16 protein-coding genes are annotated in these 10712 nt (G+C 64.9%); 10 read left to right on the top strand and 6 right to left on the bottom strand.

Annotated features, from left to right (window positions below):
- Positions 1–284 precede the first annotated feature (284 nt).
- The 7 genes from QZ329_RS08640 (at position 285) to obgE (ending at position 4765) form a co-directional block, all read left to right on the top strand.
- Positions 285–557, top strand: a complete 273-nt coding sequence (locus tag QZ329_RS08640; RefSeq protein ID WP_295751207.1) for a YerC/YecD family TrpR-related protein — start codon at positions 285–287, stop codon at positions 555–557.
- Entirely contained in the window at positions 554–1291 is a 738-nt protein-coding gene (locus QZ329_RS08645) for a class I SAM-dependent methyltransferase (RefSeq protein WP_295751167.1), read from the top strand. The genes QZ329_RS08640 and QZ329_RS08645 overlap by 4 nt, the downstream gene beginning before the upstream one ends.
- Positions 1292–1385: 94 nt before the next feature.
- Entirely contained in the window at positions 1386–2264 is an 879-nt protein-coding gene (gene hslO, locus QZ329_RS08650; RefSeq protein ID WP_295751169.1) for an Hsp33 family molecular chaperone HslO, read from the top strand.
- Positions 2265–2412: 148 nt separating this feature from the next.
- Complete coding sequence (rplU, locus tag QZ329_RS08655; RefSeq protein ID WP_295751171.1) at positions 2413–2724, top strand: 50S ribosomal protein L21; 312 nt, start codon at positions 2413–2415, stop codon at positions 2722–2724.
- A gap of 2 nt (positions 2725–2726) precedes the next feature.
- Positions 2727–3086: a ribosomal-processing cysteine protease Prp gene (locus QZ329_RS08660; RefSeq protein ID WP_295751174.1), complete on the top strand. Its 360-nt coding sequence runs from the start codon at positions 2727–2729 to the stop codon at positions 3084–3086.
- A gap of 18 nt (positions 3087–3104) precedes the next feature.
- A complete protein-coding gene (gene rpmA / locus QZ329_RS08665) occupies positions 3105–3386 on the top strand; it encodes a 50S ribosomal protein L27 (protein ID WP_204791606.1) in 282 nt (93 codons plus the stop codon).
- A gap of 98 nt (positions 3387–3484) precedes the next feature.
- Complete coding sequence (obgE, locus tag QZ329_RS08670; protein ID WP_295751178.1) at positions 3485–4765, top strand: GTPase ObgE; 1281 nt, start codon at positions 3485–3487, stop codon at positions 4763–4765.
- A gap of 37 nt (positions 4766–4802) precedes the next feature.
- Here obgE and QZ329_RS08675 read toward each other — a convergent pair whose 3' ends face one another.
- The 5 genes from QZ329_RS08675 to QZ329_RS08695 form a co-directional block, all read right to left on the bottom strand.
- Positions 4803–5429, bottom strand: coding sequence for a chromate transporter (locus QZ329_RS08675; protein ID WP_295751181.1), 627 nt, complete (start codon positions 5427–5429; stop codon positions 4803–4805).
- Positions 5426–5986, bottom strand: coding sequence for a chromate transporter (locus QZ329_RS08680; RefSeq protein WP_295751183.1), 561 nt, complete (start codon positions 5984–5986; stop codon positions 5426–5428). Before QZ329_RS08680 ends, QZ329_RS08675 begins: the two co-directional genes overlap by 4 nt.
- A gap of 15 nt (positions 5987–6001) precedes the next feature.
- Positions 6002–7003 carry a biotin--[acetyl-CoA-carboxylase] ligase gene (locus tag QZ329_RS08685; RefSeq protein ID WP_295751186.1) on the bottom strand — a complete coding sequence of 334 codons (1002 nt, stop codon included), beginning with the start codon at positions 7001–7003 and terminating at the stop codon, positions 6002–6004.
- Between the two features lie 184 nt (positions 7004–7187).
- Positions 7188–7508: a thioredoxin gene (gene trxA / locus QZ329_RS08690; protein WP_365351714.1), complete on the bottom strand. Its 321-nt coding sequence runs from the start codon at positions 7506–7508 to the stop codon at positions 7188–7190.
- Positions 7509–7524: 16 nt separating this feature from the next.
- Positions 7525–8337 (bottom strand): NAD(P)/FAD-dependent oxidoreductase, encoded by an 813-nt coding sequence (locus QZ329_RS08695; RefSeq protein ID WP_295751189.1) that lies wholly within the window; start codon positions 8335–8337, stop codon positions 7525–7527.
- A 370-nt stretch (positions 8338–8707) separates the two neighbouring features.
- On the opposite strand from QZ329_RS08695, the gene rpe reads away from it, so the two are divergent.
- Positions 8708–9355: a ribulose-phosphate 3-epimerase gene (rpe, locus tag QZ329_RS08700; RefSeq protein WP_295751192.1), complete on the top strand. Its 648-nt coding sequence runs from the start codon at positions 8708–8710 to the stop codon at positions 9353–9355.
- Here rpe and QZ329_RS08705 read toward each other — a convergent pair.
- Entirely contained in the window at positions 9352–9606 is a 255-nt protein-coding gene (locus QZ329_RS08705; RefSeq protein WP_295751195.1) for a DUF6809 family protein, read from the bottom strand. The genes rpe and QZ329_RS08705 overlap by 4 nt on opposite strands.
- A gap of 172 nt (positions 9607–9778) precedes the next feature.
- On the opposite strand from QZ329_RS08705, the gene QZ329_RS08710 reads away from it, so the two are divergent.
- The gene (locus tag QZ329_RS08710; protein ID WP_295751198.1) at positions 9779–10000 is read left to right on the top strand and encodes a helix-turn-helix transcriptional regulator; all 222 of its coding nucleotides are present in this window, start codon (positions 9779–9781) and stop codon (positions 9998–10000) included.
- A 6-nt stretch (positions 10001–10006) separates the two neighbouring features.
- A complete protein-coding gene (gene recR / locus QZ329_RS08715) occupies positions 10007–10606 on the top strand; it encodes a recombination mediator RecR (protein WP_295751202.1) in 600 nt (199 codons plus the stop codon).
- Positions 10607–10712: the final 106 nt, after the last annotated feature.

Here is a 10712-nt window from a genome sequence, read left to right on the forward strand (position 1 = left end):
TTGGTTGCCCTGAACGCGCGGTTGTGTTACACTTTCCATGCCATAGCTATAGGCGGCAAATCTCTATTGGGAGGTAGTGTAGATGTTTGATTATAAAAAGTTTGAACATGATATTCTAATCGCAACGGAAACTACACTGCGGACATGAGCAGATGAGCATGGACAACTGCCTCGTTGAGGAAAATTTTCATCTTCGCCCCTTTACTTTCGCGAACTGAAATGTTAAAATTACAGTGTTTAGTACAACGACAGGAGGTCTCAGCGTGAAAATCGGCAAGAAGGAAATGAGCGGCCAGCTGTACAGGGCCATTTTGCAGCTGCGGGACGAAAAGGAATGCTATCAGTTCTTCCAGGACCTCTGCACCGTGGCGGAGCTGCGGAGCATGGAGCAGCGCTTTGAGGTGGCCTCTTTGCTGGACGACGGTATGATTTACAACGACATTCTGGAACGCACCGGCGCCTCCAGCGCCACCATCAGCCGGGTGAACCGCTCGTTGAACTACGGCACCGGGGCCTATGCCCAGCTCTTCGCCCGGATGAAGGACAAGACGCTGTGAGCGCTTACGGCGCCCTGGCCGCCAGCTACGACGGGCTGATGACCGACGGGTCCTACCGCCGCCGGGCAGCCTTCCTGGACCGGCGGCTGCAAAAAAGCGGCGTGCCCGTGGGCACGGTTCTGGACCTGGCCTGCGGCACGGGGACCATCGCCTGCCTCCTGGCGAAGCGGGGCTACACGGTTATCGCCTCCGACGGGTCCGAGGAGATGCTGACCCAGGCGGCGGCCAAGGCGGCGGAGCTGGAGCGTCCGCCCCTTTTTCTCCATCAGGCCATGCCCAGGCTCCGTCTGGCCCAGCCGGTGGACGCCGTGGTGTCCACTCTGGACTCCCTGAACTATCTCACCCGGGAACGGGACCTGCGGGAGACCTTCCGCCGCGTCCGCCGGTGGCTTAAGCCGGGGGGACTGTTCCTCTTCGATGTGAACACCCCCTGCAAGCTCCATCGGATGGACGGGCAGCTCTACATGGACGAGACAGAGGACAGCCTGTGCGTCTGGCGGACCTTCTTCTCCGAAAAGAAGCAGACCTGCACCTATCAGGTGGACCTGTTCCGCCTCCGCCCCGACGGGGCCTGGGACCGAAGCTTTGAGGAGCACCGGGAGCGGGCCTGGAGCGAGGAGGAGCTTCGGAAGTATCTGGGGGAGGCGGGCTTTTCTTTCATTTATCTGACGGGGGACCTGACGGACCATCCCCCGGCGTCCAACGAGGACCGCTGGCAGTTCGCGTGCCGGTGAGAGCCTCTTCCATCATAACAGGCGGCGCTTCCCCGGCCGTTCCCCCGGAACCCGGGGCCGTCCCGCGATCCGATTTCACTGCAAAGGAGAACCTATGAGCGACCAGTTAATCCGGGCCATCTCCCAGGATGGCCTCATCAAAGTCTCCGCCGTGTCCACCCGGGACCTGACGGAGCGGGCCCGGCAGATTCACAAGACCCTGCCCGTGGCCACGGCGGCCCTGGGCCGCATGCTGGCGGCGGCCTCCCTGATGGGCAATGCCCTGAAGGAGGAGGCGGCCAGCCTGACCCTGCAAATCAAGGGCGGCGGCCCCCTGGGGACGCTGCTGGCCGTCTCGGACCACGAGGGCAACGTCCGGGGCGCCGTGGAGAACCCCGCCGTGGACATCCCCCTGCGGGAGGACGGGAAGCTGGATGTGGGAACCGCCGTGGGCAACCAGGGCACCCTGACGGTGATCCGGGACCTGAGAATGAAGGAGCCCTACGTGGGCAGCGTGGGCCTTCTCTGGGGGGAGATCGCCGAGGATATCGCCCTCTACTTTGTGGAGAGCGAGCAGATTCCCACCGCCTGCGGCCTGGGGGTGCTGGTGGACCGGGACCAGAGCGTGCTGGCGGCGGGGGGCTATCTTCTCCAGCTTCTCCCCGGCGCGGGGGAGGAGACCGCGGAGGCGCTGGAGGCGTCCCTCCGGGCGGCGGGGCCGGTGACGGAGCTCCTCAAGGCCGACCCGGACCCGGAGGCCCTGCTCCGGGCCGCCCTGCCCGGGCTGAAGCTGGAGGTACTGGAAAAGCGCCCCATCGCCTACCGCTGCGATTGCAGCCGGGACCGGATGGAACGGGCCCTGGTCAGCCTGGGCCGGGAGGAGCTGCGAAGCATGATCGCCGAGCAGGGCGGCGCGGAGCTGACCTGCCGCTTCTGCGACCGGGTGGAAACCTTCACCCAAGAGGACCTGGAGGCCCTTCTGGCCTCGTGCTGAGGCGGAAAAGCGGCGAATTTTTGGCAAAACCCCATTGACAAGCCCAATTTCTGCTGATATACTAGGGAAGCCGCTTTGAATGGGCTTTGTAAGTGCGCTTTCGCGCCGCCCCCGACAGCGAGCCCGTAATGAAGGAGTTGAAACAAGCATGAACGCAATCATCGTGACCGGCGGCAAACAGTACAAGGTGGCCGAGGGCGACGTGGTCTACATCGAGAAGCTGGACCAGGAAGCCGGCGACACCGTGAAGTTTGACCAGGTCCTCGCCGTCATCGACGGGGAGAAGGCCACCTTCGGCGCGCCCACCGTGGCCGGCGCCTCTGTGGAGGCCAAGATCGTCAAAAACGGCAAGGGCAAGAAGATCCGCATCTTCAAGTACAATCCCAAGAAGGGCTACCGCAAGCGTCAGGGCCATCGCCAGCCCTATACCAAGGTCGAGATCGGCAAGATCTCCGTCTGAGCATGACCCGCGTTACCTTCCACACGGAACAGGGCCGGATCACCGGCTTTGACGCCAAGGGCCACAGCGGCTGGGCCGAAGCGGGGGAGGACCTCCTCTGCGCCTCCATTACCGCCGCCGTCACCCTGGTGGAGGCCACCGTCAACGACGTGCTGGGCCTCGCCGCCGCCGTGCGGATTGACGAGGGGCGGGCGCTGATTTCTCTGCGCCTCCCCGGCGGATTGGCCCCCACGGCGGAGAGCACCTGCCAGTCTCTTCTGACAGGGCTGATGCTCTATTTTGCCATGCTCCATGACGAGTACCCGGATAACATCGAAGTCTTGGAGGCGGAGTCCGATTCCCCCGCCTCCGGAAACTCTTGAGAAAGGATGGTCCCTGACATGATTCGCATTGGTTTACAGTTCTTCGCCCACAAGAAGGGCGGCGGCTCCACCAAGAACGGCCGCGACTCCAAGGCCAAGCGCCTGGGCCCCAAGCGGGCGGACGGGCAGTTCGTCCTGGCGGGCAACATTCTGGTCCGCCAGCGCGGCACGCACATCCACCCCGGTGTGAACGTGGGCCGCGGCAGCGACGACACGCTGTTCGCCACCGCCAGCGGCACGGTCCGCTTCGAGCGGCTGGGCAAGGATCGCAAGCAGGTCTCTGTTTACGAGGCTGAGTAAGCGTTTAAAAGGGCCTGGACATATCTGTCCGGGTCCTTTTTTCTCCGCCCGTCCGGGCGAGTACAAGCCCCCTCTTTTGGGAAGAGAAGGAGAACACTATGCCCTCATCTTTTATTGACAAGGCCCGCATCACCGTCCGGGCCGGAAACGGCGGCAACGGCGCCATCGCCTTCCACCGGGAAAAGTACGTGGCGGCCGGGGGACCCGACGGCGGAGACGGCGGCCGGGGCGGGTCCATCATCCTCCAGGTGGACGACCATATGTCCACGCTGATGGACTTCCGCTACAAGCGCAAATACGCCGCCGGAAACGGCATGGACGGCCAGGGGGGCCGGAAATCCGGGAAGGACGGCGAGTCTCTCACCATCCGGGTCCCCCGGGGCACCCTGGTCCGGGAGGCCGAGACCGGCGAGATCATGGCCGATATGAGCGGGAGCGAGCCCTTTGTCCTCTGCCGGGGAGGGCGGGGGGGGTGGGGCAACAGCCACTTCGCCACCCCCACCCGTCAGGTTCCCCGCTTCGCCAAGGCAGGCCTTCCCGGAGAGAGCCACGACGTCATTCTGGAGCTGAAGCTCCTGGCGGACGTGGGGCTGGTCGGCTTCCCCAACGTGGGGAAGTCCACCCTCCTCTCCGTGGTCAGCAAGGCCCAGCCCAAAATCGCCAACTACCACTTCACCACCCTCTTCCCCAATCTGGGGGTCGTGTGGGTGGACGAGGGGGTCAGCTTCGTCATGGCGGACATCCCCGGCATTATCGAGGGGGCCAGCGAGGGGGCGGGCCTGGGGCACGACTTCCTCCGCCACATCGACCGCTGCCGCCTGCTGGTCCACGTGGTGGACGTCTCCGGCAGCGAGGGCCGGGACCCCGTGCAGGACTTTGACGCCATCTGCCAGGAGCTCAAACGCTACAGCCCGGAGCTGGCGGAGCGCCCCCAGATCGTGGCCGCCAACAAGACGGATATTCTGGAGGACCCGGCGCTGCTGGAGTCCCTCCGGGCCCATACGGAGCGTCTGGGGTACCCTCTGGTGGAGCTCTCCGCCGCCGCCCACAAGGGCGTGCGGGAGCTGGTGCGTCTCGTGGCGGAGCGGCTTTCGGTTCTGCCTCCCATCGCCGTGTACGAGCCGGACTACGTGCCCAAGGCTCCCAAGGCGGACGCCTCCGCCCCCCTGGACATCCGGCAGGAGGACGGCGTGTGGTTCGTGGAAGGCCCCTGGCTCCAGCGGACCATGGCCAACGTCAACTTCGCCGACTACGAAAGCCGCATGTGGTTTGACCGCACCCTCCGGGACGCGGGGGTCTTCCAGCGGCTGGAGGAGCTGGGCATCCAGGACGGGGACACCGTGTCCATGGACGGGTTTGAGTTCGAGTACCAGAAGTAAAAAGAGAGGGACTTTCGTCCCTCTCTTTCTTACTGCCTCACGCCCCGGCGAAGCGGAACACGATGCCCACCGCCGCCGACAGGCCGATGAACACAATGGGATGAAAGCCCTTCACCTTGGGAACCCAATTGGTCAGAACCAGCAGCAGCGCCGCCAGGGCCAGCCCCGGCAGATTGAACAGCCCCCCCAGGGGCGCGGCGGCGTCCCTGGCCACGGCGGCGGTCTTCAAAATACCGCCCTCTTGGACGACGAGCTGCACGCTGGTCAGCACCTCCAGAATCACCGCCACGCAGGCCGCGCCGATGAGCCCCGTGGAGGCGGGGCGGAGGCCGTAGAAGGCCCGGTCCACATACGGATTGTTCCGGAAGCTGTGAAGCACCGCCGCCACAATGAGGATCACGATGATGGAGGGCGTCACCTCGCCGACGGTGGCCACCACCGCCCCGGGGACTCCCGCCGCCGTGAAGCCCACGTAAGTGGCCATGTTGATGCCGATGGGCCCCGGCGTGGACTCCGACACCGCCAGCATATTCATCAGGTCCGTGTAGGTATACCAGCCGGTGCTCTCGCCGATGGCCTGGAGGAAGGGCAGGGTGGCCATGCCGCCGCCCACGGCGAAGAGGCCAGTCTTAAAAAACTCCCAGAAAAGCTGCAAATAGATCATGCTGGTTTCCCCTCCAGGTTCTTCAAAATCACGCCGGCAAGGGCCGCGCCCACCACAAACCACACCGGGGAGACCTTCAAAAACAGCCCCCCCAGAAGCACCACACCGAAAATCACCGCCGTCCGCTTATCCACCACGGACTTTTTCAGCAGCTTCCAAACGGCGTTAAAAATCAGCACGCAGACGCAGACCTGAATGCCCGCGAAGGCGTTCTTCACCCAATGGAGGTCCGCGAAGTTGGAGATCAGCCCCGCCAGGATGGAGATGATCACCACAGAGGGGAACACCACCCCCAGGGTGGCCGTTACGCCGCCTGCCCAGCCGCCGTACTTCTGGCCGATGAAGGTGGCGGTGTTGACAGCGATGATGCCGGGGGTGCACTGGCCGATGGCGTAATAGTCCGTCAGCTCCTCCTCCGTGGCCCAGTGCTTGTTGTCCACCACCTCCCGCTGGAGGATGGGCAGCATGGCCATGCCGCCGCCGAAGGTCATAACCCCCATTTTCGCGAAGGTCCAGAAGAGCTCCCAAAGCTCCTGAAATTTGCTCTTTTCGTTCATAAAGCGCCTCTCTCCTTATTCCGCATAGCCCCACAGGCCCCGGACGGACACCTCGCCGGAGCGGACCGTCCGCTCCCGGCCGTCGGCCCCCCGGACCACCAGGCTGAATTCCCCGTCCACGTCCACCGCCTGGGCCGTCTCCCGCGCTCCGCCGCCGAAGGGGAGGAGCTGAACCGTTTTTCCCAGGTTCACGCAGTCCCGGCGGTACGCCGCGAGATACTCCGACAGGTCCCCCGCCCGCAGGGCGGCGTAGGCTTGGTCCAGCTCCTCCAGCAGCGCCGCCGCCAGGCGGGCCCGGGACACCGGCCTCCCCAGAACCTGGAGCAGGGACGTGGCCACCTCCCGGACCTCCGGGGCGAAGTCCTCCGGCCGCTGGCCCACGTTGATCCCGATGCCCAGCACCAGGGACTGGACCCGCCCCGTCTCCGCCTCCAGGGACATCTCCGTCAAAATGCCGCAGAGCTTCTTCCCCTCCAGCACCGGATCGTTGGGCCACTTCAGCCCCGGGCGGACGCCGCAGACCCGCTCCACCGCGGCGCACACGCACACCCCCGCCAGGGCCGTCACCGGCGGAAGGCGGTCCGGCGGAAGCTCCGGCCGGAGGAGCACGGAAAGATAGACGCCCTGGCCCTTGGGGGACTGGAAGGAGCGATTCATCCGCCCCCGGCCCGCCGTCTGGCTGTCGGCGGTGACCGCCGTGCCGTCAGGGGCGTCCGTCAGGGTCTTGGCGTAGTTGTTGGTGGAGTCCAGCTCCTCAAAACAGCGCAGCTCCCGGCCCACCACGGCGGTGGGACCCAGAAAGCTCCGAATCTCCGGCTCCGTCAGGGCGTCCGGCCCGGCGGTCAGGCGGTAGCCCAGGCCTGTCCGGGCCTCAATCTCATAGCCCGCCTTCCGCAGGGCGTCCACGGCCTTCCACACGGCGGCCCGGCTGAGGCCCAGGCGGCGGCTTGCCTCCTGACCGGAGAGGAAATCCCCCTCCTGCCGCAGCAGCGCCAAAACATCTTCCCGGCTGCTCATAGCATCCCTCCTTGTGAAACGGAAATAGTGTAGCATATTTTCCCAGCGGTGTCCAGACCCTGCCGCCGGGGAATGTCCGCGCGTTTTCAAACCGTCATGGGAACACAGGGACGGCCCCGGCTCCCGAAGCCAGAAGCGCCCGGAATCCGAAGATTCCGGGCGCTTGCATACGCTTCTCCGCCTCTCACAAAGCCTTGTCCAAAACCTCCGTGTAGGCCGCAGGGGGGAAGGCCCCCACCTTCCGGTCAAACTCCCGGCCCTGCTTCAAAAACACCACCGTGGGGATGTTCATCACGCCGAAGCGCCGGGCAAGGTCCGGCTCCTCATCCACGTTGACCTTGGCCACCAGGGCCTTGTCCTCGTACTGGGTCCCCAGGTCCTCCATCACCGGACCCAGCATCCGGCAGGGGCCGCACCAGGGGGCCCAGAAGTCCACCATAGCCAGGGGGGCCGCCTCTGTCAGCGCGTCAAACTCCGCCGTCTTTACATGTTTTACCGCCATCATTCCCGTCTCCTTTGTTTTATTTCAGCGCCACGGCGAAGGCCGCCGCGCCCTGCCCGGCAATCAGTCCCTCGCCCACGGCCTTGGACGCCTGGAGGGGCTTGCCGGTACAATCCCCGGCGGCAAAGACGCCGGGGAGATTCGTCTCCATGTTCCGGTTCACGGTCACATAGCCGCCCTCCGACGCCAGCCCCGGAAACAGCTCCCCCGGGGCCATGGCGGGCCGCAGAAGAAACACGCCCTCCACCGCCTCCGTCACGCCGCCGCAGGTGACGGCCTCCACCGTTTCCCCGCCCTGGATGGAGCAGTCCCGGGGCCGGTCGAAGTAGACCACCTGACAGCCGATCTCCTCCAGGAAGTCCGCCTCCTTCCGCGCCGAGGGGGTCCAGCCCAGAACGGCCACCCGCCTGCCCCGGTAGAGCATCCCGTCGCAGGTGGCGCAGTAGCTCACGCCCCGGCCCAGAAGCTCCGCCTCCCCGGGGAACTTCTTCCCCCGGGGCACCGCGCCGGACGCCAGCACCACGGCCTTGCCCTGGACCATATCGCTCCCCACGCTCACATACCACGCCTCGCCGGACCGCAGGGCGCTGAGGGCCTTTCCCTCCAGAAACTCCACTCCGGCGCCGGCGGCGTGGCGGCGGAAGGCGGTGAGCAGCTCCGCCCCCGTGAGCCCCGGGAGACCCAGATAATTCTCCACCCGCTCCGCCCGCCAGAGGGGACTTTCCTCCGGCGGGTTGGAAACCGTCAGCACGGTCCGGCCCCGGGCCCGGACATTCAGCGCCGCCGACAGCCCCGCCGGGCCGCCGCCTACGACGATCACGTCATACGTCATTTTCGCCGCCTCCTATAGGATATTTCTTTACCGGATTAGTATACCGGATCCTCTCTATTTTACAGCGGTATTTGCAACAAAATTCCCGGCCGGACAGGCGGGGGCGCAAAAATATCCCGGCCGCCGGTTGCTTTTGGGCCGGGAGTCTGCTATATTAAGTGAGAATCGGCCCGCCAGAGGCTGTTCCGCCGGGCCGGTTCCCTATATTCAAAAAAGCGGCGGCGCCGGACGTAAGGGGCGGACGCTGCGCGGAGTTGGGGCGCCTTGGCCGCTTGGGATATCCTATGCGCCGCCCTGTCCTCCCGTCACCGGGCCCGGACGCCCCGTCCCGGCTCTTTCCCCGCCGCCGCAGCAGAAAAGAGGGGCTATCATGGTTAAAATTGCGCCTTCCATTCTCTCCGCCGATTTTGCGAATCTGGAGCGGGATATCCAGCGCATCGGCAGCGCCGACTACGTCCATGTGGACGTGATGGACGGCGTCTTCGTGCCCAACATCACCATCGGCATCCCCGTGGTCCGGTCCATCCGGCCCACCACTTCGCTGCCTTTGGACGTGCATCTCATGATTACCCAGCCGGTGCGGTATGTGGAGGATTTCTGCGACGCCGGGGCGGACTTGGTGACGGTCCACGTGGAGTCCGACACGGAGGAGAACATCCACGCCGCCATTGACAAGATTCACGCCAAGGGGAAGCGGGCCGGCGTGGTGCTCAAGCCCAAGACCCCCGCGGAGGCGGCGCTCCCCTTCCTGGAGAAGGTGGAGCTCATTCTGGTGATGACGGTGGAGCCCGGCTTTGGCGGGCAGTCGTTCATGGCGGACCAGATGGAGAAGGTGACGGCCCTGCGCCGCCTTATCGACGAGAGGAACCCCTCCTGCGAGCTGGAGGTGGACGGCGGCGTCGCCCCGGACACCTGCCAGACCTGCATTGACGCCGGGGCCAACGTGCTGGTGGCGGGAAGCGCCGTGTACAAGGCCGCCGACATTCCCGCCCGGATTCAGGAGCTGCGGGGCCGTTAAAGCCGGCTCAGGTCCAGACCGATGGAGAGGGCGGCCGCGAAGGACGCCTCGTCTTCCAGGTGTCCGACCTCCCACTCCTGCGACAACAGTATATCCAGTTTCCGCTTCTGTTCCGTTGTCAGGGTAGAGCGGAACATTTCCCAGCCTTCTTCCAATCCACAGGCAGCTCGACGGTACTCCGGGGTCCGGAGATAGCGGGGAACCCGATTCTCCTGGGCGTAAGCGTAGAGCGTATGGAGAAATTCTTCCATGGAATCAACTCCTTTCCAGAGGGAGAACCCTCCGGCGATCCTTCGGACATCCAGCTCTTTTCAGGAAGCCGGGACAAACGCCCAGCGCCTCCTTTTGGTTAATACCGTTTAGTCTTATTGTAATCTGCCAAGCCCACCCTGTCAAGCCTTTTGAGGAGGGACTATGGAATCTTTGTCGAAAAATTTATTTATCCTGCGAAAAAGAAAAGGTCTCTCCCGGGAAGCCGTGGCAAGGGCGCTGGAGATGTCCGCCATGACCTACCAGCGTTACGAGAAAGATTTACGTGACCCCACAGCCCCCACGCTGGTCAGGCTGGCCGACTTTTACGGCGTGACCCTGGACCAGCTGGCGGGCCGCGCGCCGCTGCCCGAAACCACCGACGAAGGAGCGTAAACCGACATGGAATACTTTCCCGCCCCGCTGGAGAAGCTGGTGGAGCAGTTCGCCCGCCTCCCCGGCATCGGCGGCAAGTCCGCCCAGAGGCTGGCCTTCTTTGTCCTGGGCCTTCCGGAGGAGGAGGCCCAGGACTTCGCCAACGCCATCCTGGACGCCAAGCGCAGCATCACCTGCTGCCCCGTGTGCCAGAACTTCACCAGCGGCGGCCTCTGCCCCATCTGCGCCTCTCCCAAGCGGGACGGGACCATCGTCTGCGTAGTGGCGGACCCCCGGGACGTGGCCGCCATCGAGCGCAGCCGGGAGTACAGCGGTCATTACCACGTTCTCCACGGCGTCATCTCCCCCATGAACCACGTGGGGCCCGACGACATCGCCGTCAAGCCCCTGCTGGAACGGGTGGCCAGGGGAGAGGTGCAGGAGGTCATCATGGCCACGAACCCCGACACCGAGGGGGAGGCCACGGCCATGTACATCGCCCGGCTTTTGAAGCCCTTTGGCGTCCGGGTGACCCGGCTGGCCTACGGCATCCCCGTGGGGGGGCACCTGGAGTTCGCCGACGAGGCCACTTTGACCCGCGCCCTGGAGGGGCGGAGGGAGATTTGAGCCTTGATGCGGCGGACTCCCGTTATAAAAAGGATAGACGGGCGCCGCAGCAAAGTAAGCGTCAAACCTTCCCTCCACAAGAAAACTCTAAGCCAGGTTTTCACCT

The sequence above is a fragment of the uncultured Oscillibacter sp. genome, from assembly GCF_910579365.1.
Taxonomy (GTDB): Bacteria; Bacillota; Clostridia; order Oscillospirales; family Oscillospiraceae; genus Oscillibacter.

Excerpts from the sequence above, each read along its gene's own strand:
- rplU (WP_295751171.1), top strand. The coding sequence starts at position 2,413 with ATGAACGCAATCATCGTGACCGGCGGCAAACAGTACAAGGTGGCCGAG.
- QZ329_RS08705 (WP_295751195.1), bottom strand. The coding sequence starts at position 9,606 with ATGGAAGAATTTCTCCATACGCTCTACGCTTACGCCCAGGAGAATCGG.
- QZ329_RS08680 (WP_295751183.1), bottom strand. The coding sequence starts at position 5,986 with ATGAACGAAAAGAGCAAATTTCAGGAGCTTTGGGAGCTCTTCTGGACC.
- QZ329_RS08640 (WP_295751207.1), top strand. The coding sequence starts at position 285 with ATGAGCGGCCAGCTGTACAGGGCCATTTTGCAGCTGCGGGACGAAAAG.
- QZ329_RS08685 (WP_295751186.1), bottom strand. The coding sequence starts at position 7,003 with ATGAGCAGCCGGGAAGATGTTTTGGCGCTGCTGCGGCAGGAGGGGGAT.
- trxA (WP_365351714.1), bottom strand. The coding sequence starts at position 7,508 with ATGATGGCGGTAAAACATGTAAAGACGGCGGAGTTTGACGCGCTGACA.
- recR (WP_295751202.1), top strand. The coding sequence starts at position 10,007 with ATGGAATACTTTCCCGCCCCGCTGGAGAAGCTGGTGGAGCAGTTCGCC.
- obgE (WP_295751178.1), top strand. The coding sequence starts at position 3,485 with ATGCCCTCATCTTTTATTGACAAGGCCCGCATCACCGTCCGGGCCGGA.
- hslO (WP_295751169.1), top strand. The coding sequence starts at position 1,386 with ATGAGCGACCAGTTAATCCGGGCCATCTCCCAGGATGGCCTCATCAAA.
- rpmA (WP_204791606.1), top strand. The coding sequence starts at position 3,105 with ATGATTCGCATTGGTTTACAGTTCTTCGCCCACAAGAAGGGCGGCGGC.
- QZ329_RS08675 (WP_295751181.1), bottom strand. The coding sequence starts at position 5,429 with ATGATCTATTTGCAGCTTTTCTGGGAGTTTTTTAAGACTGGCCTCTTC.
- QZ329_RS08695 (WP_295751189.1), bottom strand. The coding sequence starts at position 8,337 with ATGACGTATGACGTGATCGTCGTAGGCGGCGGCCCGGCGGGGCTGTCG.
- QZ329_RS08660 (WP_295751174.1), top strand. The coding sequence starts at position 2,727 with ATGACCCGCGTTACCTTCCACACGGAACAGGGCCGGATCACCGGCTTT.
- rpe (WP_295751192.1), top strand. The coding sequence starts at position 8,708 with ATGGTTAAAATTGCGCCTTCCATTCTCTCCGCCGATTTTGCGAATCTG.